Source organism: Streptomyces sp. NPDC058619, assembly GCF_042717785.1.
Lineage (GTDB): Bacteria > Actinomycetota > Actinomycetes > Streptomycetales > Streptomycetaceae > Streptomyces.
Genome location: NZ_JBHXQN010000004.1, coordinates 73,004 through 97,719 on the forward strand (window position 1 = coordinate 73,004; position 24,716 = coordinate 97,719).

The 24,716-nt window shown below is 72.2% G+C and carries 22 protein-coding genes and 1 pseudogene; 15 read left to right on the forward strand and 8 right to left on the reverse strand.

Annotation, left to right across the window (positions count from 1 at the left end):
• Window positions 1-155: 155 nt before the first annotated feature.
• The 13 genes from ACFWTC_RS06060 (at window position 156) to ACFWTC_RS06120 (ending at window position 13,933) form a co-directional block, all read left to right on the forward strand.
• Window positions 156-635, forward strand: a complete 480-nt coding sequence (locus ACFWTC_RS06060; protein ID WP_383924401.1) for a hypothetical protein — start codon at window positions 156-158, stop codon at window positions 633-635.
• Entirely contained in the window at window positions 635-2,122 is a 1,488-nt protein-coding gene (locus ACFWTC_RS06065; protein WP_384028286.1) for a WXG100 family type VII secretion target, read from the forward strand. The genes ACFWTC_RS06060 and ACFWTC_RS06065 overlap by 1 nt, the downstream gene beginning before the upstream one ends.
• 21 nt (window positions 2,123-2,143) lie before the next feature.
• The gene (mycP, locus tag ACFWTC_RS06070; RefSeq protein WP_384028284.1) at window positions 2,144-3,328 is read left to right on the forward strand and encodes a type VII secretion-associated serine protease mycosin; all 1,185 of its coding nucleotides are present in this window, start codon (window positions 2,144-2,146) and stop codon (window positions 3,326-3,328) included.
• A gap of 42 nt (window positions 3,329-3,370) precedes the next feature.
• A complete protein-coding gene (locus tag ACFWTC_RS06075; protein WP_384028282.1) occupies window positions 3,371-3,790 on the forward strand; it encodes a hypothetical protein in 420 nt (139 codons plus the stop codon).
• 8 nt (window positions 3,791-3,798) lie between these two features.
• Window positions 3,799-6,084 carry a hypothetical protein gene (locus ACFWTC_RS06080; RefSeq protein WP_384028280.1) on the forward strand — a complete coding sequence of 762 codons (2,286 nt, stop codon included), beginning with the start codon at window positions 3,799-3,801 and terminating at the stop codon, window positions 6,082-6,084.
• Window positions 6,084-6,629 carry a hypothetical protein gene (locus ACFWTC_RS06085; protein ID WP_383924423.1) on the forward strand — a complete coding sequence of 182 codons (546 nt, stop codon included), beginning with the start codon at window positions 6,084-6,086 and terminating at the stop codon, window positions 6,627-6,629. Before ACFWTC_RS06080 ends, ACFWTC_RS06085 begins: the two co-directional genes overlap by 1 nt.
• A gap of 35 nt (window positions 6,630-6,664) precedes the next feature.
• On the forward strand, window positions 6,665-7,279 hold the full coding sequence (locus ACFWTC_RS06090; protein WP_383924426.1) for a hypothetical protein: 615 nt from the start codon (window positions 6,665-6,667) through the stop codon (window positions 7,277-7,279).
• Between the two features lie 121 nt (window positions 7,280-7,400).
• A complete protein-coding gene (locus ACFWTC_RS06095) occupies window positions 7,401-8,876 on the forward strand; it encodes an MFS transporter (protein ID WP_384074071.1) in 1,476 nt (491 codons plus the stop codon).
• A 198-nt stretch (window positions 8,877-9,074) separates the two neighbouring features.
• A complete protein-coding gene (locus tag ACFWTC_RS06100; RefSeq protein WP_383924430.1) occupies window positions 9,075-9,275 on the forward strand; it encodes a hypothetical protein in 201 nt (66 codons plus the stop codon).
• Complete coding sequence (locus ACFWTC_RS06105; protein ID WP_383924432.1) at window positions 9,272-9,706, forward strand: type II toxin-antitoxin system death-on-curing family toxin; 435 nt, start codon at window positions 9,272-9,274, stop codon at window positions 9,704-9,706. Before ACFWTC_RS06100 ends, ACFWTC_RS06105 begins: the two co-directional genes overlap by 4 nt.
• A gap of 136 nt (window positions 9,707-9,842) precedes the next feature.
• Complete coding sequence (locus ACFWTC_RS06110) at window positions 9,843-11,627, forward strand: DEAD/DEAH box helicase (RefSeq protein ID WP_383924435.1); 1,785 nt, start codon at window positions 9,843-9,845, stop codon at window positions 11,625-11,627.
• 631 nt (window positions 11,628-12,258) lie between these two features.
• Window positions 12,259-12,900: an IclR family transcriptional regulator gene (locus ACFWTC_RS06115; protein ID WP_054222485.1), complete on the forward strand. Its 642-nt coding sequence runs from the start codon at window positions 12,259-12,261 to the stop codon at window positions 12,898-12,900.
• A gap of 235 nt (window positions 12,901-13,135) precedes the next feature.
• On the forward strand, window positions 13,136-13,933 hold the full coding sequence (locus ACFWTC_RS06120) for a S16 family serine protease (protein ID WP_384028276.1): 798 nt from the start codon (window positions 13,136-13,138) through the stop codon (window positions 13,931-13,933).
• Here ACFWTC_RS06120 and ACFWTC_RS06125 read toward each other — a convergent pair.
• The 7 genes and pseudogenes from ACFWTC_RS06125 to ACFWTC_RS06155 all read right to left on the reverse strand — a co-directional run bounded on the left by ACFWTC_RS06125 (window position 13,863) and on the right by ACFWTC_RS06155 (window position 20,059).
• Window positions 13,863-15,167, reverse strand: a complete 1,305-nt coding sequence (locus tag ACFWTC_RS06125; RefSeq protein ID WP_383924441.1) for an MFS transporter — start codon at window positions 15,165-15,167, stop codon at window positions 13,863-13,865. The genes ACFWTC_RS06120 and ACFWTC_RS06125 overlap by 71 nt on opposite strands.
• Window positions 15,164-15,400 carry a hypothetical protein gene (locus ACFWTC_RS06130; RefSeq protein ID WP_383924444.1) on the reverse strand — a complete coding sequence of 79 codons (237 nt, stop codon included), beginning with the start codon at window positions 15,398-15,400 and terminating at the stop codon, window positions 15,164-15,166. Before ACFWTC_RS06130 ends, ACFWTC_RS06125 begins: the two co-directional genes overlap by 4 nt.
• Window positions 15,401-15,533: 133 nt before the next feature.
• On the reverse strand, window positions 15,534-16,178 hold the full coding sequence (locus ACFWTC_RS06135; protein ID WP_383924447.1) for an ArsR/SmtB family transcription factor: 645 nt from the start codon (window positions 16,176-16,178) through the stop codon (window positions 15,534-15,536).
• 166 nt (window positions 16,179-16,344) lie between these two features.
• Window positions 16,345-17,343, reverse strand: coding sequence for a glycine betaine ABC transporter substrate-binding protein (locus ACFWTC_RS06140; protein ID WP_383924450.1), 999 nt, complete (start codon window positions 17,341-17,343; stop codon window positions 16,345-16,347).
• A complete protein-coding gene (locus tag ACFWTC_RS06145) occupies window positions 17,344-18,207 on the reverse strand; it encodes an ABC transporter permease (protein WP_383924452.1) in 864 nt (287 codons plus the stop codon).
• A pseudogene (locus ACFWTC_RS06150) lies at window positions 18,204-19,449 on the reverse strand (betaine/proline/choline family ABC transporter ATP-binding protein). Before ACFWTC_RS06150 ends, ACFWTC_RS06145 begins: the two are co-directional and overlap by 4 nt.
• A gap of 133 nt (window positions 19,450-19,582) precedes the next feature.
• A complete protein-coding gene (locus tag ACFWTC_RS06155; RefSeq protein WP_383812818.1) occupies window positions 19,583-20,059 on the reverse strand; it encodes an Lrp/AsnC family transcriptional regulator in 477 nt (158 codons plus the stop codon).
• Between the two features lie 121 nt (window positions 20,060-20,180).
• Here ACFWTC_RS06155 and hppD point away from each other — a divergent pair, with 121 nt between their 5' ends.
• Window positions 20,181-21,335, forward strand: coding sequence for a 4-hydroxyphenylpyruvate dioxygenase (gene hppD / locus ACFWTC_RS06160; protein ID WP_383924455.1), 1,155 nt, complete (start codon window positions 20,181-20,183; stop codon window positions 21,333-21,335).
• Window positions 21,336-21,639: 304 nt separating this feature from the next.
• Here the strand turns inward: hppD and ACFWTC_RS06165 are convergent, their stop codons facing one another.
• Window positions 21,640-23,181, reverse strand: a complete 1,542-nt coding sequence (locus ACFWTC_RS06165) for a tetratricopeptide repeat protein (RefSeq protein WP_383924457.1) — start codon at window positions 23,179-23,181, stop codon at window positions 21,640-21,642.
• A gap of 96 nt (window positions 23,182-23,277) precedes the next feature.
• On the opposite strand from ACFWTC_RS06165, the gene ACFWTC_RS06170 reads away from it, so the two are divergent.
• Entirely contained in the window at window positions 23,278-24,660 is a 1,383-nt protein-coding gene (locus ACFWTC_RS06170) for an FAD-binding oxidoreductase (protein WP_383924459.1), read from the forward strand.
• Window positions 24,661-24,716: the final 56 nt, after the last annotated feature.

Sequence of the window (24,716 nt, forward strand, 5' to 3'; positions counted from 1 at the left end):
CATTGCACGTGCAACCCCGGGTTGGGACTGTCGGTCCCGGTCGCTAGAGTGATCAGTGAGCCTGCTCGCGTTCGCGTGCGAACGGGTGCGAACGGGGACGGGGTGCGGCGGAGACGCCGCGCCTACGGGGATGACGGGGAGTCGGGGAGGCCATCGTGGCAGAGGACAACGGGACGGGCCTGTTCGGGTTGGGCCCTACGGCGGGCATCGCGGACGCGATCAGGGCGCAGGCGGCGGCCCTGGCGGTCGAGCAGGACTCGCTGAAGGAGTACAAGGGCATGGTGGATGCCCTGCTGGAAGAGCTGGGCGGATCCGAGGCGGACCACAAGAAGCTGGCGAACGGCACGCTGACCCAGGCGGCCCTCGGCCAGGGCTTCGCGGAGGCCACGGCCATCTACGCGTCGTACAACACGGTCACGACGGAGCTGGAAAAGCTCTCGAAGGGCCTGGCGGGGCAGATCGAGGCCCTGGGCATCGCCGTGCTGTCGGCGGGCAACGGGTACGCGGGTGTGGACCTGGAGACTCAGCGCCGCATGGCGGCCATCGCGAAGGAGGCGGAACGGCACTACGTGCGGTCCCGTGACCCGTACCTGGACCACAAGAACGCCGGCAACGTGACGGGGGGCAACGTCTGATGGCGACGGATTTCGAGGCGTTCACGCACCAGCAGCTCAAGGCGATGAGTGAAGCGCTGGACCCGAGCACGGTCAAGGCGCGGGCCGAGCAGCTCAAGAAGGCTGCGGACGACATCGCCAAGATCGCGGAAAAGCTCAAGAAGCACCAGGTGACCGGCTGGGAGGGCGAAGGAGCCGTCGCCTTCCAGGAGTGGGTCGGCCGGGCGGGCAACGCGACGCTGCGACTGAGCGAGTACAGCGCCCACGGTTCCCACTGGATGACGCAGGCCGTCCAGAAGATGTACGAGGCGCAGACCATGCCGGCCTACGACACGGACGCCGCGGCGAACCTGGAGGCGGCCCGCAAGTACCACAACGACCCGGACTCCCGGACGATCGGCCCCCAGGCGCAGTCGAAGCTGAACACGGACCACACCGAGGCCGTGCAGCTGATGAAGAAGCTGGCCGAGGCGTACGAGCTGTCGTCGACGGAGATGAACAAGGCGGAGGCTCCTACTTTCCCGCCTCCGCCGGACGTGCTGGTACCGAGCGGCTACGACTCCGGGGTGGACATGGCTCGTCCTGGAGGGGGCGGCGGTGTCCAGGGTGGGGTGAGTAATTCGGTGTTCACTCCACATGGCTCGTCCGGTGGTCCCGGGGGAGGACCTTCGGATGCCCCCGCGTCTACGTCCGGTAGCCCTCTGCGAGAGGGCCACACTCCTCCGACGCCCGCGGCGCCCGTACCCACTCCCACTCCCACTCCCACTCCATGGGTTCCGGACCGTGACGTGAACGTGGACCTTGACAGTGTTGCCACCCTCCCGACCACAACTGTCCCCCCGACGCTGGGCACGCCGAGTCCGCTGCCGACCGGCGGCAGCGTGAACCCCGGGGGCGGTTTCGTCCCGCCGTTGGCGCTTTCGCCGATCAGCGGAGCTATGGCGCACGGCAGGGCTGGCTCCGGCGGCATCGGCAACCTTCCTGGAGCGAGTGGGCCAGCCGCTTTCGGCGGCGGCAAGGTCGGCGGCGTGGGCGGCTTCCCCGGGATGCCTCCGCGTGACAGCGGGATCGTCGGTGGCCGGCCGGTGGCGTCTGGCGGTCCCAGCGCGGGCATTCCCCGGGGCACGGTCATCGGTGCCGAAGGGACTCAGGCAGGCCGCGCCATGGGCGGAATGGGCGGAGGGCTCGGCGGCGGACACGGCGCCGCAGCAGGCTCTGCGGCGGGCCGCCGACTGGCCATGGAACAGGGCGGTGTCGTCGGAGGGCGCCCTGCGGGGGCAGCCGGTCGCCCGACAACGGGCGGGCAGCCGTTCACCCCGGGTGGTTCAGGCCTTGTACGGAACGCCAACGGCGCCACGGGCTCGGGCGCCGTGGGCCATGCGGGTGCCGGGGCACGGACGGCGGGCAAGAGGCGCGAGGATCAGACGGGTGAGCGTCCCGACTACCTGGCCGAGGACGAAGAGACCTGGCAGGGCAACCGTCGTGTTGTGCCGCCGGTGATCGACTGAGCAGAACGGACGTTGCACGGGATGCGCATGCGCAAGGCGACCTCGGCCCTCGTGGGTCTCCTGCTGGCCGGGGTCGCCGCGACCCCGGCCCACGCGGACACGATTCGTTCGCAGCAATGGCATCTCGATGCCATGAAGGCCGACGAGATGTGGAAGATCAGCACGGGTAAGGGGATCACCGTCGCGGTGATCGACACCGGCGTCGACCGCATTCCGGAACTCGAAGGGCAGGTTCTCCCCGGTGCCGTCTTCCCTGTCGGTGATGCCGAGGGCGACAAGAACAACGACTACTACGGACACGGCACCGGCATGGCCGCGATGATCGCCGGTACCGGAAAACACCCGAGTGGCGACGGAGCCTATGGCCTCGCACCCGGTGCCAAAATCCTTCCGATTCGAGTACCGAACATGCTCGAAGGGGCATCGACTCCATCCATTGTCGAAGCTATTCGGTACGCGGCGGATTCAGATGCCAAGGTCATCAATATTTCCATGGGTCTGCCGGGTAAGCCTGAGCAAGATCAGGCACGGGCCGCTGCGGTGAAGTATGCGCTCTCGAAGGGGAAGTTGATCTTTGCCGCAGTCGGCAACTCGGGCGATACGACCAATGAGGTCGCCTATCCCGCTGCCACTCCCGGAGTGGTCGGCATCAGTGCCGTGGACGCGAACGGTATGCCGACCAAGGAATCACAGAACGGCCCCCAGATCGACATGGCCGCACCTGGCATCGACATCGTCTCGGCCTGCAAGGGCAAGACCGGACTGTGCAAGACGCACGGCACCAGTGACGCCACAGCCCTCGCCTCCGCCTCCGCCGCGCTGCTCTGGGCCGCGCACCCGGACTGGACCAACAACCAGGTGCTCCGCGTCCTGCTGAACACTGCCGGCAAGCCGACGGACGGTGCCGAGCGCAACGACTACGTCGGCTACGGCGTCGTCCGGCCCCGCATCGCGCTGCCCACCCCCGGGGACCCCGGCCCCGCCGACGTGTTCCCGTTGCCCGATCTCGTGGCCGCCGACGCGGCGGCGAAGTCGCCGGCGCCCGGCGCCTCCGCCGACGGCAAGGCGGCGGAGGCGCCCGCGCCGCGGGCCGAGGCGGCGGGGAAGGGCGGCAGCCTCCTGCCCTGGCTCGGCATCGGGCTGGGCGCCTGCCTGCTGATCGGCGGCGCCGTCACCGCCGTGGTCGTACGCCGCACCAACCGCTGACCTGATCCGAACTGTTCCGACCTGCACAGGGGAGTTCACGCGATGTCGTTCGACGAGGAATGGTCGGCGGCGCGCGCCACGGCCACCAGCAAGGTCTCCATGCGGCTCAACCAGGTGGCCCCCGAGCCCGGCGGCGGGGGCGGTGACCTGGAAGTCAACCAGGACCACATCGGTGCCATCGGCTCCGAGGCCTACAAGCTGCACACGCGCCTGCAGACCGACGGCAAGCACGCGGCCACGGCCACCACCGAGGCCGCGGGCGCGCTCACGAAGGAGCACTTCGCGAGCGGGGCCGCCCTGTCCAAGGCCCAGACCACGTGGGAGAGCCAGGTCAAAACCCTCGTAGCGGCCTGCGCGAACATCTCCAACGGCCTGAACTACTCGCTCTCCTCGCACGCCAAGGACGAGCAGCAGCTCCACGCCGACTTCACCACGTCCGCCCTCAACGACTACCTCAAGTAGGCGCCCCCGTGCTGACGTACGAGAACGTGATGAACGCGCCGCTGGGGCAGCTCCAGACCGCCGTCACCGATTGGCAAGCGATGGCGGGCAAGCTCGACGAGATGGCCGAGGCGGCCCGCAACGGCATGAAGGCGAAGGCCGACAAGGCCCAGTGGAGCGGCGTCACCGCCGGTGTGGCGCGAGAGTTCGTCGCCAAGACGGCCAAGGAGTTCGAGGACGCGGCCAAGGAGGCCAAGGGGATGCACGGCGTCCTCGCCGACGCCCACGCCACCTTCAAGGCCGCGCAGGACCAGCTGAAGAAGCTCGCCGCGGAGGCCCCGGCGGCCGGCTTCCAGGTGGACGCGACCGGCCGCGTGACGGCCCTTCCGCTGGCCACGGAGGGGGAGCGGAACGCCGCACGGCACGACCCCGACTACCAGCAGTCCCTGCGTACGAACCGCGACGCCTGGCAGGCCCGCATCAACCGGGCCGTCGAGGACGCGGCGGACGCCGACGACTCGCTGAGCCGCGTCCTGCGGGCGAACCTGGGCGACCTGCACGACTTCAGCGGCCCCACGTTCGCCACCCTGGACGCCGAACAGGCGGTGCGGGCCGCGGACCTGATGAAGAAGGTCACCGGCGAGGGCGGTACGGCCCGCAACGTCGAGGCGCTTCGCGAGCTGGAGGACCTCCTCGACGACAACCGGGAGGACCCCGAGTTCGCGACGGGCTTCTACCGGACCCTTGGACCCGAGGGCACGTTGGAGATGTACTCCAAGATGTCGCTCGACGCGACGGGCCTCGGCCCGATCGGCCGGGACCGTGCGCTGATGGTCGCGAACATCCAGAGCGACATGGGCGCCATGCTGGGCCTGGCCACGCACAAGGACGTGCCCCACCACCTCGACGCCGCCTGGACGACCGGGCTGATGAAGGCCGGTCACAAGGAGATGGAGGTCACCGGTGGGGTGACCAAGATCTACGGCTACCAGGCGCTCGGCGCGCTGATGCGCGAGGGGAAGTACGACACGGAGTTCCTGACCTCGGTCGGGCGGGACATGATTGCCATGGACCGCAAAAACCCCCAGGCGTGGGAGTACATGACACCCATGAGCATGGACATGGTGCTCCACCAAGGCGAGAGCGGCGGCCGCGGCTTCTACCCGCTCACCGGGCTCATGGAGGCCCTCGGCAACAACCCCGACGCTGCGACGGCCTTCTTCAACGAGCCGGTCCGCGAGGACAGCAACCACGACGGCATCGTCACCAAGGACGACAAGGCGGTCGGCGGCCAGCACGGGAAGGCCCAGGGCATGGTCGACTACATGCTCGACAAGAAGCCCTACATGGACAGCTTCGACATCACCAGGACCGGGGACCCGCACCCGGCCCAACGGGCCGTCGGCGACGCGCTCATGGCCGCCGTCTCCCATCGCGGCCCCGGAGACGATGACTCCCCTCCCGTGGCGCACACCAAGGAGATGGCATCCGTCATGGAACGGGTCGTCGAGAAGGTCGGCGACAAGCCGGAACTCGTGGCCGCGAAGCCGGGCGAGCCCGACGGGTCGCTGAAGGGACTCTCCGGTCACTTCGGCCAGATGGCGGCGGAGTACGCGCCGGACATCCAGGCATCGGCCGACAACGCGAGCCACATGATGAAGGCCAACGGGGAACGGGCCGTGTTCGACAAGAAGACCATGGCGGACTTCATCGGCGCGGTTGCCCAGGACCCGGACGCCTATGGCGCCATCACCACCTCCCAGCGGACCTACACGACGATGCTCATCAACGACGTCTTCGAGCACCGCAACGATTACGAGCAACTGGACGCGGCGATCGCCGCCGTGGTGCACCCCGGCGGCCAGATCGCGGGCATCCTGTCGGAGGCGCGGGCCGAGGGCTCGTTCGCGGAGAACGGCCACAAAGCGGAGGAATACGTCAAGGGCGTCGAGGACAACGCGAAGTGGATCAACCGCGGGATCAGTGCCGCGGGCGGGAAATACCTCGAACTGGTCCCGTTGGCCGGGGACGTCCTGGAATGGCTCCAAGAGGACATCACGGAGAACGTGGTCGAGGGAGCCAAGAAGGACCAGGCGAAGGAGAACGACGAAGCCGATGACAAGGCCGTGATCGACTACACGAACGCGCAGAAGCAGGCAGGTGATTCCGCGGCCGAGTCGGTGCGCAAGGCCGCTGAGGGGACCGGCATGAACCAGCGGAGCATCGACGCCCTGGCCGGAGTGGCCTCGTCCCAGACGGCGAACGGCCACGCGGTCGGCCGCGGGCAGGTCGCCACGTCGAACGGAGGCCAGTGATGGGGTGCGCCCGGGTCCTTCGCGCTGCCGGGGTTGTACTGGTCGCGGCCACGGTACTGGCGGGCTGCTCGGAGGAGGAGCCGGCGGCTTCCTCGCACCTGCCCGAACGCACGTGCTTCGGCGCGTTCACCCGGTCGGACCTGGAGCCGCTGCTGGGGCCCGGGAAGACCGTCAAGGAGATGTCGCCGATCGACGCACGGCTGACCGCGACGCGGCGCGAGGCGTCGTGCGAGGTCGTCGTCGACGGCGAACACCGGGTGAGCGTCACGATCAGGCGACAGCCCCTTGGGCAGAGCTTCTTCTTCCAGCCCGACCCGGGCCAGCCCGCCCCGGACCTGTTGCCCCTGGGCGACAGGGGCTACGTGTGGGACACCGGGGCATTCGTCACCTTCACCTGCCAGGGCGCGCAGGACTCCTTCGGGCTCGAACTGACGATCAGCGGCTCCGTGGAGCACATGAAGCGGGGTACCTCGCGCCCGCACTTCACCGGCCTCATGACGAAGCTCATGGACGTGGCGAAGCAGCAGACGCAGTGCGGTACGTGAACGCGGCCCGAGCGGCGCAGGGACAGGGGCGGGGCATGGCGTGGACGCGGAAGCAGGGGGCGCGGGTCTCCGTGCTGGTGGCGGGTACGGTTCTGATCGCGGGGTGCGGGGCGGGCACCGAGGCCCCCGAGGGCTCAGCGAAGAAGGCCGCCGTGGCGACGGGGGACGGCTGCCCCGGGCTGCTCGACGCGGCGGCCGGGGAAGCGATGAAGCGAGTGTTGGAGTCCTCGTACCTGATTCCGGACGACGATCAGGCCGTCGGCGTCGCGGCCATGGCGCGGGCCTTGCAGAACCTGGCTCCCGTGCCGGTGTGCCTGGCGACCGGTGAGGTCGGAGCGGGGGGCCGGGTGGGGGAGATCCGGCTCAGGCCCGGGCCCGACAGCCAGCGCGGCGGGGGCGTCCGGGTGACGAACCGGGAGAACGCGCGGGCGATCGCCTTCGACTGCGAGAGTCCCCGGGTCTACGGCGACGGGACCCGCAGGGTCACCATGACCTTCGAGGACCAGCGGGAACGGGTCTCCCGCAAGGCCGAGCTCGGGAACGACTACCTCCTCATCGCGCACTCCGCCGCCCGCGCCCTGGCCGAGGAGCTGGACTGCCGGGACGGCGGCGGATTGCCCGAGCAGGCCGCGCAACTGCCCGCTGGCTGACCGGAGTCCCAGCGGGTGAGCGGCCCGGCCCCCCGGCCCCCCGGTCCTAGGGCTGGGGGATGAGGGGGGATCAGTCGAATTGACAGGGCTGACATGCGGCTATGCCCCTTACTCTGGGGCGATGAGTGCCCTTGAACCCCGTGTGCCCCAGATCGCCGCCCCGGCTCCGCCCCCGCCGCCGGGCGGCATTCTGGGGTCCGCGTACCGGACGCTCAGCATCGGGATCATCTCCGTCGTCTTCCTGATCGCCTTCGAGGCCACCGCCGTCGGCACGGCCATGCCGGTCGCCGCCCGCGAGCTCGACGGGATCGCGCTCTACGCCTTCGCGTTCTCCGCCTACTTCACCACCAGCCTCTTCGGCATGGTCCTGTCCGGCCAGTGGGCCGACCGGCAGGGTCCGCTGCGGCCGCTGACCGTCGGCATCGGGGCCTTCGCCGCCGGGCTGGTGTTCTCCGGGACGGCCGGCGCCATGTGGGTGTTCGTGCTCGGCCGGGCCGTCCAGGGCTTCGGCGGCGGCCTCGTGATCGTCGCGCTCTACGTCGTCGTCAGCCGGGCGTACGAGGAACGGCTGCGCCCCGAGATCATGGCCGCCTTCGCCGCGAGCTGGGTGGTGCCGTCCATCGTGGGCCCGCTGGCCTCCGGGACGGTGACCGAGCACCTCGGGTGGCGGTGGGTGTTCCTCGGGATACCGGTCCTCGTGGTCGTCCCCCTGGTCGTCGCGCTGCCCGCGATCCGCCGGACGGCATCCGGCCCCGTCGACACCGGCGGCGCGCCCGCCGCCTTCGACCGGCGCCGGATCCGGCTGGCCCTCGGCATCTCGGCGGGCGCGGGCCTGCTCCAGTACGCCGCCCAGGACCTGCGGTGGCTGTCGCTGCTGCCGGCTGCCGCCGGCGCGGCCCTGATGGTGCCCGCGGTACGGGGGCTGCTGCCGCGCGGGACGTACCGGGCACGGCGCGGGCTGCCGTCGGTGGTGCTGCTGCGCGGGGTGGCGGCGGGGTCGTTCATCGCGGCGGAGAGCTTCGTGCCGCTGATGCTGGTCACCCAGCGGGGGTTGAGCCCGACGATGGCCGGGTTCTCGCTCGCGCTGGGCGGCGTGACCTGGGCGGCCGGCTCGTGGGTGCAGTCCAAGGGGCGGATGGCGCCGTACCGGGAACGGCTGATGGTCGGCGGGATGATCATGGTGGCGGTGGCCATCGCGGCCGCCCCCGCGGTGCTGATCCAGTCGGTGCCGGTGTGGACGCTGGCCCTGGCCTGGGCGCTGGGCTGCCTCGGCATGGGCCTGGTGATCGGTTCGACGAGCGTGCTGCTGCTGAAGCTGTCCGCGCCGGAGGAGGCCGGGTCCAACTCCGCCGCGCTGCAGATCTCCGACGCGCTGGCGAACGTGGTCCTGCTGGCCGGGGGCGGCGCCGCGTTCGCCGCGCTCGGCGGGGGCTCGGTCGGGGCCGCGCACGCCGTGGCGGAGGCCGCCGACGCGGGTGCCTCGCACCCGGGGGCCTTCGTGGTGGTCTTCCTGCCGATGGCGTGCGTCGCGCTGGTGGGCGCCTGGGTGGCGACCCGCCTGCACGCCGACCGGCCCCCGGTTCCGGCCGACCGCTGACCGGCGGCCGGCAGCCGCGGCCCTGCCGCCCGCCCCCGTGACCGGGCGCCGACCCCCGCGGCCCAGCTGCCCGCGCCCCGGCCGCCCGCGCCCCGGCCGCCCGCGCCCCGGTCCCCGCGGCCCAGCTGCCCACGCCCCCGCCCCCGCCCCCGCCGAAAACCGGCGGAGCTCCGGCCCCGCCGCGGCTAGGGTCGCCGGATGGACGGGATGATCATCAGGCTGGACGGTGCCGAGCGCGCCGAGCTGGCCGATCTGGCCGACGCCGTCGGCAGCACCCCCGAGGCCGTCGCCCTGGAGGCCGTCCATGCCCACCTGCGGGCCGAGCGCGCCCGGGTCGGCGCGGCCGCCGGGCGGCTGGCGGAGCGGCACTCCGCGCTGCTGAAGCGGCTCGGCTCGTGACGGCCCGCCCCCCGGCCCGGGCCGGGACCGCCCCGGGGACCGCCGCCGCCCCCGTACGGCACCTCACGCTCGCCGAGGTGCTCGACCTGGCCCGGTACGCCTGCCTCGCCCAGGGGCAGCCCGTCGAGCTGCGCGCACCCGGGCTGCTGGAGTCAGCCGTGCACCGGCCCCGGGCGCGGATGTTCGGGACGCCGGCCTACGAGGACCCGTACGAGCAGGCCGCCGCGCTGCTCCACGCCATCGCCGTGAACCACCCCCTCGTCGACGGGAACAAGCGGACCGCCTGGCTGGCCGCCGCGACCTTCCTCACCGTGAACGGCGCCGACTTCGGGGACGTCGACCAGGAACTCGCGTACGGCCTGGTCATCGACGTCGCGGCCGGCAACGAGTCGGACACCGGGCGGATCGCGGAGCGGCTGCGCCGGATGTGACGCTCGCCGCACTGCCCGAGGTCACGGGCCTGTCCCTCCGCGAGGGGCGGGGCCGGGCCGGTAGGGTGGCCCGGTTGTCCTACGTACGACTGCCCGTACCAGTACGCGAGTACGCCGAGAGCACGAACCGGAGACCGTGACTACTACCGCCTCCCACCACCTCTCACCCGCCTTCCCCGGCCGTGCCCCCTGGGGCACCGCCAACGCGCTGCGTGCCTGGCAGCAGGGGGCGCTGGACCGCTACATCGAGACCCAGCCGCGGGACTTCCTCGCGGTCGCGACCCCGGGCGCCGGAAAGACCACCTTCGCGCTGACGCTCGCGTCCTGGCTGCTGCACCACCACGTGGTCCAGCAGGTGACCGTCGTCGCGCCGACCGAGCACCTGAAGAAGCAGTGGTCCGAGGCCGCCGCCCGGATAGGCATCCGGCTCGACCCTGAGTACTCGGCGGGCCCGCTGAGCAAGGACTACCACGGGGTCGCCGTGACGTACGCGGGTGTCGGCGTGCGCCCGATGCTGCACCGCAACCGGTGCGAGCAGCGCAAGACCCTGGTGATCCTCGACGAGATCCACCACGCGGGCGACTCGAAGTCCTGGGGCGAGGCCTGCCTGGAGGCCTTCGACCCGGCGACCCGGCGCCTCGCCCTGACCGGCACCCCCTTCCGGTCGGACACCAACCCGATCCCCTTCGTGGCGTACGAGGAGGGGAACGACGGCATCCGGCGGTCCTCCGCCGACTACACCTACGGCTACGGGAACGCGCTGGGCGACGGCGTCGTCCGGCCGGTGATCTTCCTTTCCTACAGCGGCAACATGCGCTGGCGCACCAAGGCGGGCGACGAGATCGCCGCCCGGCTCGGCGAGCCGATGACCAAGGACGCCATCTCGCAGGCCTGGCGCACGGCCCTGGACCCGCGCGGCGACTGGATGCCGAACGTGCTGCGCGCGGCCGACCAGCGCCTCACGGAGGTCAGGAAGGGCATCCCGGACGCGGGCGGGCTCGTCATCGCCTCCGACCAGGAGTCGGCGCGCGCGTACGCCAAGCTGCTGAAGGACATCACGGGCAGCAAGGCGACCGTGGTGCTGTCCGACGACACCGGCGCGTCGAAGCGGATCGACGAGTTCAGCGTGGACGGCAGCCGCTGGATGGTCGCCGTCCGCATGGTGTCCGAGGGCGTCGACGTGCCGCGGCTGGCGGTGGGCGTCTACGCGACGACCATCTCGACGCCGCTGTTCTTCGCGCAGGCCGTCGGGCGTTTCGTGCGATCCCGCAGGCGCGGCGAGACGGCCTCCGTGTTCCTTCCGACCATTCCCTACCTGCTGGGCTTCGCGAACGAGATGGAGGTCGAGCGCGACCACGTGCTCGACAAGCCGAAGAAGCAGGGCGAGGAAGACCCGTACGCCGAGTCCGAGAAGGAAATGGACGAGGCGAACAAGCAGGAGGACGAGGACACCGGCGACGAGGAGCAGATGTCCTTCGAGGCGCTGGAGTCCGACGCCGTCTTCGACCGGGTCCTCTACGACGGCGCCGAGTTCGGCATGCAGGCCCACCCGGGCAGTGAAGAAGAGCAGGACTACCTCGGCATCCCGGGGCTGCTGGAGCCGGACCAGGTGCAGATGCTGCTCCAGAAGCGGCAGTCGCGGCAGATCGCGCACAGCCGCCGCAAGCCGGACTCGGAGGCGGACCTGCTGGAGCTGCCGGCCGACCGGCGGCCCGTGGTCTCGCACAAGGAGCTGCTGGAGCTGCGCAAGTCGCTGAACACGATGGTGGGCGCGTACGTCCACCAGAGCGGCAAGCCGCACGGGGTGATCCACACGGAGCTGCGCCGGGTGTGCGGCGGCCCGCCGAGCGCGGAGGCCACGGCGGGGCAGTTGCGCGAGCGGATCAAGAAGGTGCAGGAGTGGGCCACCCGCATGCGGTGAGCCGTTCGTACAGGGGACGGGCCGGGGTCCGTGCGGGGCATCGCACGGACCCCGGCCCGCGCCGTGTGGTGGGTCCCCCCGAACGGCGGTTCTGAGCCACCGCCGGTCCCTCCGTCCGGGGGCGCCGGAGGCGGGCGGTGGACGTGGTCCCGGCGCCCGCGGATCTCGCCCGTACGCTCGTCGGAGCGCTCGCGGGGGCGGCCGGACCGACCGCCGGGGGCGCTGCCGCGACCGGCCCGGGTGCGCCGCGCCGTCGGGGCGCGCGGTCCGCCCGCGACGCGCTCCGGGTGCGCCGGGCGCACCGGTTCGGGGCCGCCGGAGCCGACGTTTCGGACGCGTGCGGCGCGAGGGTGTTCCGGGGACCTCCGAAGAGCCGCGAGGTCACAAATTGACACCGAGGTCGATCAGGAACCGTCATAAACAGGTAGTAGGCGCCCGGATTCTGGACGAGGCCTTCCGCTGAGCGGACCCGCTCGCTACTGTCCCCGCATCGAACGCACCGTGGCAGCGCCGCCGCGGGAGCGCAGCCGGTGCCATGGCCGCTACCGGCGGCCTCTCCGTGCGCCGCCGCGGGACCGGCGGCGCGCCACCCCGAGAGTCACCGCCGCCCACCGAAAGAGGGAGAGGCGTCGTGACCGCGGAAACCTCCCAGACTCTCGACCGAGGGCTCAGAGTCCTCAAACTGCTCGCCGACACCGACCACGGTCTGACCGTCACCGAGCTCTCCAACCGCCTCGGTGTCAACCGCACCGTGGTCTACCGGCTTCTGGCCACCCTCGAACAGCACGCCCTGGTCCGCCGCGACCTCGGCGGCCGGGCCCGCGTCGGCCTCGGTGTGCTGCGCCTGGGCCGCCAGGTGCACCCGCTCGTCCGCGAGGCGGCCCTGCCCGCGCTTCGGTCCCTCGCCGAGGACATAGGGGCCACCGCGCACCTGACCCTCGTCGACGGCACCGAGGCGCTCGCCGTCGCCGTCGTGGAGCCGACCTGGACCGACTACCACGTGGCCTACCGGCCCGGCTTCCGCCACCCACTGGACCGCGGGGCCGCCGGACGGGCCATCCTGGCGGCCCGCCAGGGCACGCTGATCGAGCCGGGCTACACGCTGACCCACGGTGAGCTGGAAGCGGGCGCCAGCGGCGCCGCCGCGCCCCTCGTGGGCATCACCGGACTGGAGGGCAGCGTCGGCGTCGTGATGCTGGCCGACGCGGTACCGGAACGGGTCGGGCCGCGGGTCGTCGACGCGGCGCGCGAGGTCGCGGACGCGCTTCGCTGACGCGGGCCGGGCCGGGGCGGGTGCCGCAGGTGGGCACCGACCCGGCCCGTCTGCGTGCCGCCGTCCGCCCCTGCGGCCCCGCCGCCAGGGGCTCCGCCCCCGGACCCCCGCGCCTCGAACGCCGCGGGGCCGGGGTGGTGCGCCTCAAGCGTCGGCGGGGCCGGGGCGGTCGCCTCAGGTGTGGGCGGGGCGGGGGAGCAGTCAAGCGTGGGCGGTGGGCCGATAGATTGGGCGGGTGCTCTCTCGCCTCACACGTCTGCCGCTCCCCGCCGCCCTGGCCGTCTGCGCCGTGCCCGTCGTCGCGCTGTTCGCCGTCGCCGCGCTCGCGCCGCTGCCCTTCGTGATCGCCCAGCCCGGCCTCACGGCCGACGTGCTCGGCGAGCGGGACGGCAAGGCCGTCATCGCGGTCGCCGGCGCCCCCACCCGGGAGACCCGGGGCCAGCTCCGCATGACCACCATCCAGGCGACGGGACCCTCCACGACGGTGACCCTGCCGGAACTCGTCGACCACTGGTTCGACCCCGCCCGGTCCGTCATGCCCAAGGAGGCCGTCTACTCCGGTGGCGGAAGCGACGAGGAGATCGAAGCGCACAACCTGAAGGAAATGGCCACGTCCCAGTCGAGCGCCACCGACGCCGCCCTCGGCTTCCTGCACAAGGACCCCGAGGACGTGAAGGTCAAGCTGAACCTCGCCGACGTCGGCGGCCCGAGCGCCGGTCTGCTCTTCTCCCTCGGCATCGTCGACAAGCTCGACGGGGACGGCAGCGGCGGCGACCTCACCGGAGGCCGCAGCATCGCCGGTACGGGCACGATCAGTGCCGACGGCAAGGTCGGCCCGGTCGGCGGGATCCCTCTCAAGACCCAGGCCGCGCGCCGCGACGGGGCGAGCGTGTTCCTCGTACCGAAGGCGGAGTGCTCGGACGCGCTGTCGGAACTCCCCGAGGGACTGCGGCTGGTCCCCGTCACCTCGCTGACGGATGCGGTGAACGCCCTGCGCGCGCTGAACCGGGGAGGGCCGGTTCCGTCCTGCTGAGGTCCGCGGCCGGCCCCGGGGCCTCCAGCCCGCGCCACGCCGGGAAGACCAGCGGGGCGAGCGTCGTCAGCAGGTAGGCGCCGCCGAACAGCAGCAGCGCCCGCGTCGCCCCGAACCCCTCGACGAGCAGACCGGCGGCCAGCCCGCCCAGCGGCATGGTCAGCTCGCAGCCCGCCGTCGTCACCCCGGACACCCGGCTGCGGAGCTCCTCCGGAACCCGCTCGTACATCACCGTCGTCAGGATCGGGTTGAGCATGCCCGCGCCCAGACCGGCCAGGGCCATCGTGACCGCGAGCGGCAGGGTCGTGTCGGTGACGGCCGCCACCGCGTACCGGGTCGCTCCGGAGGCCAGGAAGGCCGCCGCGAACACCGTCCGCCGCGGGAAGCGCTCGCCCCACGCCCCGTAGAGCAGGGCGCCCAGCAGCGCGAAACCGCCGAAGAGCGAGATCAGCAGGCCCAGCGCACCGGCGCCGCCGAGGCTCCCGCCGGCGTGCACGGGCAGCAGGACCGAGGACCAGCCCTGGTCCAGGCCGTTGGTCATCATCACCATCACGGTGACGCCCAACAGCAGCCGCGAACGGGTCAGGAAGGCCCACCCCTCGGTGAGTTCGGCCCGGTAGGAGGCGAACGACACCTTCCCGGCCGCGCGTTGCGGCTCGGCCGCCGGGATCCCGCGCAGGAACGCGGTGAGCAGCAGCGCCGACACCCCGAAGGTCGCCGCGTCCAGGAGCAGTACGGTCTCGGCGCCGAAGGCCGCGATGAGGACGCCGGCCACCGCCGCCCCGATCATGCGGGCGCCGCGCGAGACGGCGTCGTAGAGGCCCGCGGCCCGGGTCACGGACGTCCCGGCGTGCTCGGCGAGGTGGGGGAGCAGGACGTAGCGGGCGGTCAGTCCCGGCGTGTGCACGAGGCCGCTGACGGCCATCAGCGCGCACAGCATCCAGAACTCCAGCAGCCCCGCGTGGTGCAGCAGCGGGACCGCCCCCACCGCGAGGCCGCAGACGAGGTCGGAGGCCGCCGCGACCCGGCGGCGGCCGACGCGGTCGATGACCGGGCCGCCGACGAGCGCGGCGACGACGACGGGCAGGGTGGCGCAGAAGGCGACGACACCGGCCCGGGCGGCGCTTCCGGTGGTCTCCAGCACGAACCACGGGACGCCGATGAGGGTGAGCGAACTCCCCGCTATGGAGATGGTGTTGGCGGCAAGGACCGCGGCGAACGGACGTCTGCTCACGCGGCGCCCCGCTGGTACCGGGTGTGAACGCGGGCGGGCTGCATGAGCCGGGTCCCGGCGGCGACCAGGGCCTCGCCCAGCCGGTTCCGCAGGGCGGGCAGCGCGGCGGCGACCGGCCCGGCGGCAGCAGCGGTGACCGGAGCGGCCTCCCGGGCGAGGCGGCGCTCGGCGGCCTCGGCGGCCAGCTCGGCGGTGCGGGCGGCGTGCGCGCGGACGTGGTCGAAGGCGTACATGGCAGGTGACTCCTTCTGCGGATGATCGGGACGGAACGGAACGGAACGGAACGGGGCAGGGCAGGGCGGGGTCCGGCGCCCGAGGCCCGAGGCGCCCGGGGCCCGATGCCCGTGGCGAGGGGCGAGGAGCTGCCTAGCCGGCCGCGGGCCGGGGCGTGGTGGGCGTGAGCGTGCCCGGGAGGACGTGTGTGTGGATGCGGACCGCCTCCGTGCCCTCGGTGGGCGGCAGGTCGCGGTAGCCGTTGACCAGGTCGTGCATCTTGTGGATCAGCTCGTGGCTCTGCTCGGCGGTCAGGTGCAGCGTGAAGTCGCTGAGGTCCGAGCCGCGCCGCCAGGCCTGTGACCAGTGGTGGGCGTTGCCGAGCCAGGTGCTCATCTCCTGCGTGTGGATCGTCGCGATCTCGTGCATGAACAGGTCGGCCGCGCCCCGGGTGGCGGGGTCCTCGCTGTACATCAGGCTCTCGTCGAACCGCGTGCCGTCATGTGCGGCCCGCCACCAGCGCTCACGGCCCTTGCCGTGCTCCGGCGCGTCCTCGACGAACCCGTGGGCGGCGAGCTGGCGCAGGTGGTAGCTGGTCGACCCGCTCGACTCCCCGAGCCGCTCGGCCAGTTGGGAGGCGGTCGCCGGACCCTGGTGGCGCAGGTCGGCCAGCATCCGGATGCGCAGCGGATGGGCCAGGCCGCGCAGGGAGCGGGCGTCGAGCGTGCGGACCTCGGGGGCCTGGTCCTGGCCGGGGGAGCGCTGTGGGGGTTCCGGGGCTTCCGGTGTCTCAGGCATGCCTCGACGATAGAGTTGCAAAGGTTTCTATGCAAGGGTTTCTTTGCAATGTATTCTTTGGATCGCTGAGTGCCTCGGATCGTCTCGGATCACCTCAAATCGCCTCGGAGCACCTCAGGTTGCCGCGGATGCCGCAGACCCCCGCCCCGCCGCCGTCCCGCCCCCGCTAGCCCTCCTTGCTGAAGCCCTCCTTCAGCAGCCAGTCCTTCGCCACCGCGTGCGGGTCCTCCCCCTCCACGTCCACCTTGGCGTTCAGCTCCTGCGCCACCGCCGTCGTCAGCTTCGCCGTCACCGGGGCCAGCAGCTCCGCGATCACGGGGAACTCGGCCAGCGTCTTCGCGTTGACCGCCGGCGCCGCGTTGTAGTTCGGGAAGAAGCGCCGGTCGTCCGCCAGGGTGTCCAGGTCCATGGCCTTGATCCGGCCGACCGTCGTGAACGCCTCGCCCAGCAGGCATGAGTCGGACTTCGAGACCTGTGTGTAGATGATCCCGGCGTCCATCTTCCGGATGTTGCCGGCCAGGATCTTCATCCCGTACGCCTTCTCCATGCCCGGGAGCCCGTCCTGGCGGGCGGCGAACTCGTTCTCCACGCACAGCGTCACCGCCGCGGGGTCCTCCTTGGCCAGCTTCGCCACGTCCGACATCGTCTTCAGCCCGTACTTCGCGTTGTTCCTCTTGCTGATCGCCAGGGTGTAGGTGTTGTTGAGGGTGGCCGGCGGCAGCCACACCACCCCGTTCTTCGCGTCCGCCGCGCGCAGCGCCGCCCACTGCTCCTGCGGGTCGTCGATGGGCTCGGTGTTGCCCAGGTAGGTGATCCAGGCGGTGCCCGTGTACTCGTACATGGCGTCCGCGTCGCCCTTGCGGATCGCCTCGCGCGCGCTGATCGAGCCGGGCAGGTTCGTGCGGTCCAGGACCTCCGCGCCGGCCGCCTTGAAGACGAGGCCGAGGATCTGGCCGAGCACGATGTTCTCGCTGAAGTTCTTCGAGGTGATCGTGAGCGAGGCCCCCTCCAGGGGCCGGCCCTGCCCGACCGAGCCCGGCTGGACGTCGTCGGCCATCGGGGAGCCGCTCTTGAGGCCGCAGCCCGCGAGCGCCAGCGCCAGCACCGGCCCCGCCAGGACCGCCGACGCCGTGCGAAGGGCCGCCGGTACGCGGAAGGTACGCATCTACGCCTCCAGCCCGCGCGGGGTCATGACCGTCTGCGCCAGCGACGCCAGCCAGTCCACGAACAGGGCCAGCACCACGGTCAGCACCGAGCCCAGCACCAGCACCGGCATCCGCTGCGTCTGGATGCCGGAGGTGATCAGGTCGCCGAGGCCCCCGCCGCCGCCGAAGGTGGCCAGGGTGGCGGTGCCGACGTTCAGCACCAGGGCCGTCCGTACGCCCGCCAGGATCAGCGGGACGGCCAGCGGCAGCTCCACCTTCACCAGCCGCCCCGTCCCGGACATCCCGATCCCGCGCGCCGCCTCCACCAGCTGGGGGTCGATCGCCCGCAGCCCCGCGATCGTGTTGGACAGCACGGGCAGCACGGCGTACGCGACCATGCCGACGATCGCGGTGGACGGGCCGATGCCCAGCCAGATGACGAGCAGGGCGAGGAGGCCGATCGCCGGGGTGGCCTGCCCGATGTTGGCGACCGCCGTGAACAGCGGCGCGGTCCGGCGCATCCCGCCGCGGGTGAGCGCGATGCCCAGCGGGATCGCGATGATCAGCACCCAGAAGGTGGAGATGGCGGTGCGCTGGATCTGCTGCCACAGCCGCAGCTTCACGTTGCCGTTGCCGAGGGAGTTCTCCTCGATGGGGTCGAGGGGGATGCTGGTGATCCACAGGTACGTGGCCAGCAGCAGCAGCGCCAGGACGGCGGGCGTGACCAGCAGCTCGGACCAGGTGAGCCGGCGGGCGGGGGCCTGCGGGACGGCCGCCGGCTCCTCGGCGCCGGCGGCGATCCCGTCACGGAACGCGTGGCCCTTGACGTCGTGTTCGCCGGGAGGGCGCTCGCCGGAGGGGCGTTGCGGGGATGCGGTGTTCACGGGCTGTCCGCACCGCCCTCCAGCTCCTGTTCCGTTCGGTGGTGGCGCAGCTCCTCCAAGTCGTGGCGGTGTTCGGCGGCCGCCAGCCGGTCGGCCTCCAGCATCTCGTGCACCGAGTTCATCAGGGTCTCCATGTCGACGACGCCGATGTACTCGCCGCGCCGCCCGGTGACGGCCACCCGGCCGCCGTTGTCGGTGAGGACGGCCTCCAAGGCGTCGTGCAGGGTCGCGTCCCGGGTCACGGTGTCGTGCACCAGGTGGCCGGCCCGGGCCAGGGACCCCTTGGCGCGCATCAGGTCGCCGCGGCGGAGCCATTTGTACGGCCGGCCGCGCCGGTCCAGCATCAGCAGCTCGTTGCCCGCGCCGCCGCGCAGCGCGTTGAAGATCCGCTGGAGCGGGTCGTCCACGGACACGGTGGGGAAGTCGGCGATCTCCACGTCCCGTACGCGGGTCAGGTTGAGCCGCTTGAGGGCCGCGCCCGCGCCGACGAACCCGGAGACGAAGTCGTCGGTCGGGGTTGGTGAGGATGGCCTCGGGGGTGTCGAACTGGGCGATGTGCGAGCGCTCGCGCAGCACCGCGATCCGGTCGCCGAGCTTGATCGCCTCGTCGAAGTCGTGGGTGACGAAGACGATGGTCTTGTGCAGCTCGTGCTGGAGCCGGATCAGCTCGTCCTGGAGGTGGTCGCGGGTGATCGGGTCGACGGCGCCGAAGGGCTCGTCCATGAGCAGTACGGGCGGGTCGGCGGCCAGCGCCCGGGCCACGCCGACCCGCTGCTGCTGGCCGCCGGAGAGCCGGCGCGGGTAGCGGCCGTGGAACTCGCGGGGGTCGAGCCCGACCAGGTCGAGCATCTCCTCCACCCGGTCCTTCACCTTGGACTTGGACCAGCCGGTCATCTTCGGGACGAGGGCGATGTTCTCGGCGACCGTCATGTGGGGGAAGAGCCCCGAGGACTGGATCGCGTAGCCGATCCTGCGCCGCAGCTTGACCGGGTCCATGTCGGTGACGTCCTCGTCGCCGATCCTGATCCGGCCGGAGGTCGGCTCGATCAGCCGGTTGATCATCTTCAGGGTGGTGGACTTCCCGCAGCCCGAGGGGCCGACGAAGACGACCGTCTCGCCCGCCTTGATGTCCATCGAGACGTCGTCGACGGAGGGGTTCGGGTTGCCGGGGTAGCGCTTGGTGAGGTTCTCCAGCCGGATGGTCGCGCCGGAGGTGCTGCCCGGGCCGTCGGTCTCAGACACGGATAGCTCACCAGGCCGATGGCGATGCCCAGCGCGGTCGCGATCACCATGCACTGGAAGACGGCGCTGGCGTGCACGCCGTGGCACCTCTTCCTGGGTCCGGCCGCCTTCGGCCCGCGCTGGTCAGGGGTGGTCAGCGGGTGTCGTCCTCGGCCGCCTGTTCGACGAGCGGGATGATCCGCAGCGGTACGGGATTTTCCATCACGATCGCCGTCGAAGCCCGCACGATGCCATCAAAGCCGACAACCCGGTCGATCACCCGCTGGAGATCGGCGTTCGACCGTGCCACGAGCCGGCACAGCATGTCCCCGTGGCCGGTCGTGGTGTGCAGCTCCAGCACCTCCGGCACCCCGTCCAAGTGGGCCCGTACGTCGGCCCCTTGGCCCTGCTTGATCTCCAGCGTGGCGAAGGCGGTCACCGGGTATCCGAGGGCGGCCGGATCGACCTGCGGGCCGAACCCGCGGATGACTCCGTTCGATTGAAGCCGGTCCAGGCGGGCCTGCACGGTCCCGCGCGCCACCCCGAGCCGGCGGGAGGCCTCCAGCACCCCGATCCGGGGCTCGCGGGCGAGCAGGACGATGAGCCGGCCGTCGAGATCGTCGATGCCCACAGGAGCCTCCGGGTGGTCATAGTGCGCAGATGTTTCAGCAATGCTGCGGCTGAGCTGGCCAGTATGTACAGCAGAAATGGAAACTATTGCGCAGCTTGTGGATCGGCGGGACTCTGCGCTCATGACTGAGTCTCTGGCGAACCTCGAAATGACCCCGCACACCGCGCGTGAGGCCGACCCCTTCCCGGTGAAGGGCATGGACGCGGTCGTCTTCGCCGTCGGCAACGCCAAGCAGGCCGCGCACTACTACTCGACCGCCTTCGGCATGAAGCTCGTGGCCTACTCCGGACCGGAGAACGGCGTCCGCGAGACCGCCAGCTACGTCCTCACCAACGGCGCCGCCCGCTTCGTCCTGACCTCGGTCATCAAGGCGTCGACCGACCGCGGCCGCTTCCTCGCCGAGCACGTCGCCGAGCACGGCGACGGCGTCGTCGACCTCGCCATCGAGGTCCCGGACGCCCGCGCGGCCTACGCGTACGCCGTCGAGCACGGCGCGCGCGGCCTGGACGAGCCGCACGAGGTCAAGGACGAGCACGGCACCGTCGTGCTGGCCGCCATCGCCACCTACGGCCAGACCCGCCACACCCTGGTCGAGCGCCGCGACTACTCCGGCCCGTACCTCCCCGGCTTCGTCGCCGTCGCCCCGATGGTCGAGCCGCCGGCCAAGCGGATCTTCCAGGCCATCGACCACTGCGTCGGCAACGTCGAGCTCGGCCGGATGAACGAGTGGGTCGCGTTCTACAACAAGGTCATGGGCTTCACGAACATGAAGGAGTTCGTGGGCGACGACATCGCGACCGAGTACTCGGCGCTGATGTCGAAGGTCGTCGCGGACGGCACCCTGAAGGTGAAGTTCCCGATCAACGAGCCGGCGATCGCGAAGAAGAAGTCGCAGATCGACGAGTACCTGGAGTTCTACGGGGGCGCGGGCGTCCAGCACATCGCGCTGGCCACGAACGACATCGTCGCCTCCGTGCGCGCCATGCGGGCCGCCGGCGTCACGTTCCTGGACACCCCGGACTCGTACTACGACACGCTCGGCGAGTGGGCGGGCGAGACGCGGGTTCCGGTGGAGACCCTGCGCGAGCTGAAGATCCTCGTCGACCGCGACGAGGACGGCTACCTGCTGCAGATCTTCACCAAGCCGGTGCAGGACCGGCCGACGGTCTTCTTCGAGATGATCGAGCGGCACGGGTCGATGGGCTTCGGGAAGGGCAACTTCAAGGCGCTGTTCGAGGCGATCGAGCGGGAGCAGGAGAAGCGCGGCAACCTTTAGCCGCCACTCCGGCCCCGGGGCCTCTGCCCCCGAGGTCTCGGCCTCGGGGCTCCGCCCCGGCCCCGGGGTTTCGGCTCCCCGGGGGTCTCCGCCCCGGCCCCCGGGGGCTCTGCCCCAGCCCCGCTCGCCGGCCACCGGGGGTCCCACTCCGGGGCTCCGCCCCAGACCCCGCGCCTCAAACGCCGGCGAGGCTGGATCTGCCCGCCGTAGGCCGCCACACGCCGGCCGGACGGCGCACTCCCAGCCCGCCGGCGTTTGAGGCGCGGCGCGGAGCGCCGTGGGGGTGCGGGGCGGAGCCCCGGGGTCAGTCGGACGCGGGCTTAGGGGACGGCGCCGCGGGCGGGGCCGGCTTCGCCGCAGGCGGCACGGCAGCCGGCTTCGGCTTCGCGGCAGGCGGGTTCGGCTTCGGCAGCTCCGGAGCCACCCACGGCTTCGTCGGGAGCACGTTCTCCGGCCCCCCGTCCGCCGGCTGCGCGATCGCGGCCAGGGCCTCCTTCGCCGCCGGAACCCGCAGCGGCGAGAACCGGGGGTTCGTCCGCATCGCCTCCTGCAAGTGCCGCCGCGTCGCCGCCTCGTCGCCCAGGCCGCGCTCGATCATCGCCCGGTGGTACGCGAAGTCCGCGCTCCGCAGCCCCGGCTCCGCGGCCTTCTTCGCGTACTCCAGCGCCGCCACGTCGTCGCCCGACTTGTGCAGGGCCCAGCCCAGCGCGTCCGCGACCTGCACGCTCTTGTGCCGCGACCACTCCTGCGACAGCCGCCGCACCGCCGCCGCGGGATCGCCGTGGTCCGCCTCGTACAGGCCCAGCACCACGTCGTCGTCGACGCCGTTCGACCCGTCCCGGGCCGCCAGCGCCCTCAGCATGTCGTACGGGACCCGCGCCTCCTGCTCCCGGCCCAGCGAGTCCAGCAGCTCGCCCAGCTCCAGCGCCAGCTGCGGAACCGGTGTCCGCCCCAGCGCCATCCGGTAGTCCCGTACCGCCTCCCCGCCGCGCCCCAGCCCGGCCAGCGCCCGCGCCCGGCCGCCGAGGGCCTGCGCCTGCGCCGGATCCGTCCGCAGCGCGGCCTCGTACTGGCGCAGGGCCTCCGCAGTCTCCCCCCGCTCCCAGGACAGCTCCCCGAGCCGGTACAGGGCATAGGCCTTCTCCGCCGGAGCCTTGGCGGCGCCCGCCGCGTGCTCCATCGCCATCACCGCGTCCTCGCGCCAGCCGCGGTCCCGGTAGACCTGCGAGGCCTTCGTGTACGCCACCAGGCCCGTCCGCAGCTCCAGCAGCCGGTCCGCCGCAGCCTGGGCCGCCTTGTAGTCGCCGAGGCCCGAGTACGCGTCCACCAGCACCGGGTACGCCGTCCAGCGCCGGGGTGCCTGCGCCCGTACGAGCTCGCCCCACTTCTTCCCGGTACCGAAGTCCCGGCGGGCGTTGGCCAGCGTGCCCATGCCCGTCATCGCGTCGAAGTTGCCCTTCTCCACCGGGCGGACCTCCAGCGACCGCTTCAGCGCCCGCTCCGCCTTCGGGTACCAGCCCGTGTCCGCGGTGCGCCGCGCCTGCTCCAGATAGGCCGCGCCCAGCACCGACCACGACGCGTCGTCGTCCGGATGCGCCGCGACCCACTTCTCCCGGTCCGCGACCAGCGCCGTCAGGTCCACCGCCGCCGCGGGCGCGCCCATGCCGACCGCCGAGGCGGCCCGCTCGCTCGGCCCCGGCGGACGGGCGTCGTCCCCGGTGCGGGCCGGCCGGATCAGCAGGGCCCCGGCGATCAGGACCACGGCGACCGCGGCCGCCACGAGCGTCTTGCGGCCCGTGAACGTCACGGGCGGCGCCGGCTGCGATTCCTCGTCGATACGGTCCATGGGGTCACTGTGCGTCAATATGAAGAGTTCACCGGAGTGTCCGGAGAGGGGCGCGGGCGTGTTCACACCGATGGCCCCGGCTGCCACGCTGGTCCCATGGATGAAGACCTCTCCGCACAGCTCACCGAGCGCCTGCTGGCAGGGCTCCCGGCCGAGGCGCTGCTCACCGACCCCCAGGTGACGGCCTCCTACGCCTCCGACATGGCCGGCTTCTGCGCCGCCGGCACCCCGGCCGCCGTCGTCCTGCCCCGGACCGTCGAACAGGTGCAGCACGTCATGCGCACCGCCACCGCGCTACGGGTCCCCGTGGTCCCGCAGGGCGCCCGTACCGGCCTGTCGGGAGCCGCCAACGCCTCCGACGGCTGCATCGTGCTCTCCCTCGTGAAGATGGACCGGATCCTGGAGGTCTCCGCCGTCGACCGGATCGCCGTCGTCGAACCGGGCGTCGTCAACGCCGTCCTGTCGCGGGCCGTCGCCGCCCAGGGCCTGTACTACCCGCCGGACCCCTCCAGCTGGGAGCAGTGCACCATCGGCGGCAACATCGGCACCGCCTCCGGCGGCCTGTGCTGCGTCAAGTACGGGGTCACCGCCGAGTACGTGCTCGGCCTCGACGTGGTCCTGGCCGACGGCCGGCTGCTGCGCACGGGCCGGCGTACCGCCAAGGGCGTCGCCGGATACGACCTCACCCGGCTCTTCGTCGGCTCCGAGGGCAGCCTCGGCATCGTCGTCCAGGCCGTCCTCGCGCTGCGCCCCGCGCCGCCGCGCCAGCTCGCGCTGGCCGCCGAGTTCCCCTCCGCCGCGGCCGCCTGCGCCGCCGTGTGCGCCGTCATGGAGGCCGGCCTCACCCCCTCCCTGCTGGAACTGATGGACGGGACGACCGTCCGCGCCGTCAACGCGCTCGGGAAGATGGGCCTGCCCGAGACCACCGAGGCGCTGCTGCTCGCGGCCTTCGACACCCCGCACGCCCCCGGGGAACTCGCCGCCGTGGGGGAGCTGTGCACGGCCGCCGGTGCCACCGCCGTCGTGCCCGCCGAGGACGAGGCCGAGTCCGAACTCCTCCTCCAGGCCCGCCGGATGTCCCTGACCGCCCTGGACGCGCTGCGCCCGGCGACGATGATCGACGACGTGTGCGTACCGCGCTCGCGGCTCGCCGAGATGCTGGACGGCACGGCCGCCATCGCCCGCGCGTACGACCTGCTCATCGGCGTCTGCGCGCACGCCGGGGACGGCAACACCCACCCGGTGGTCTGCTTCGACCCCGCCGACGCCGACGAGGCGCGGCGGGCCCGCGAGTCCTTCGACGCGATCATGGCGCTCGGCCTGTCCCTGGGCGGCACCATCACCGGCGAACACGGGGTGGGCGTGCTGAAGAAGGAGTGGCTGGCCCGCGAACTGGGGCCGGTGGGGCTGGAGATGCAGCGCGCGGTCAAGCACGCCTTCGACCCGCTGGGCCTGCTCAACCCCGGCAAGCTCTTCTGACGCGTGCGGGCCCGCCGGTCCGGACGCGGGCCCGCACGCACACCCGTACGTCCGGC

Coding starts and splice junctions, on each gene's coding strand:
- ACFWTC_RS06065 (WP_384028286.1), top strand. CDS start 635: ATGGCGACGGATTTCGAGGCGTTCACGCACCAGCAGCTCAAGGCGATG.
- mycP (WP_384028284.1), top strand. CDS start 2,144: ATGCGCATGCGCAAGGCGACCTCGGCCCTCGTGGGTCTCCTGCTGGCC.
- ACFWTC_RS06075 (WP_384028282.1), top strand. CDS start 3,371: ATGTCGTTCGACGAGGAATGGTCGGCGGCGCGCGCCACGGCCACCAGC.
- ACFWTC_RS06085 (WP_383924423.1), top strand. CDS start 6,084: ATGGGGTGCGCCCGGGTCCTTCGCGCTGCCGGGGTTGTACTGGTCGCG.
- ACFWTC_RS06090 (WP_383924426.1), top strand. CDS start 6,665: ATGGCGTGGACGCGGAAGCAGGGGGCGCGGGTCTCCGTGCTGGTGGCG.
- ACFWTC_RS06095 (WP_384074071.1), top strand. CDS start 7,401: ATGAGTGCCCTTGAACCCCGTGTGCCCCAGATCGCCGCCCCGGCTCCG.
- ACFWTC_RS06100 (WP_383924430.1), top strand. CDS start 9,075: ATGGACGGGATGATCATCAGGCTGGACGGTGCCGAGCGCGCCGAGCTG.
- ACFWTC_RS06130 (WP_383924444.1), bottom strand. CDS start 15,400: ATGTACGCCTTCGACCACGTCCGCGCGCACGCCGCCCGCACCGCCGAG.
- ACFWTC_RS06135 (WP_383924447.1), bottom strand. CDS start 16,178: ATGCCTGAGACACCGGAAGCCCCGGAACCCCCACAGCGCTCCCCCGGC.
- ACFWTC_RS06140 (WP_383924450.1), bottom strand. CDS start 17,343: ATGCGTACCTTCCGCGTACCGGCGGCCCTTCGCACGGCGTCGGCGGTC.
- hppD (WP_383924455.1), top strand. CDS start 20,181: ATGACTGAGTCTCTGGCGAACCTCGAAATGACCCCGCACACCGCGCGT.
- ACFWTC_RS06165 (WP_383924457.1), bottom strand. CDS start 23,181: ATGGACCGTATCGACGAGGAATCGCAGCCGGCGCCGCCCGTGACGTTC.
- ACFWTC_RS06170 (WP_383924459.1), top strand. CDS start 23,278: ATGGATGAAGACCTCTCCGCACAGCTCACCGAGCGCCTGCTGGCAGGG.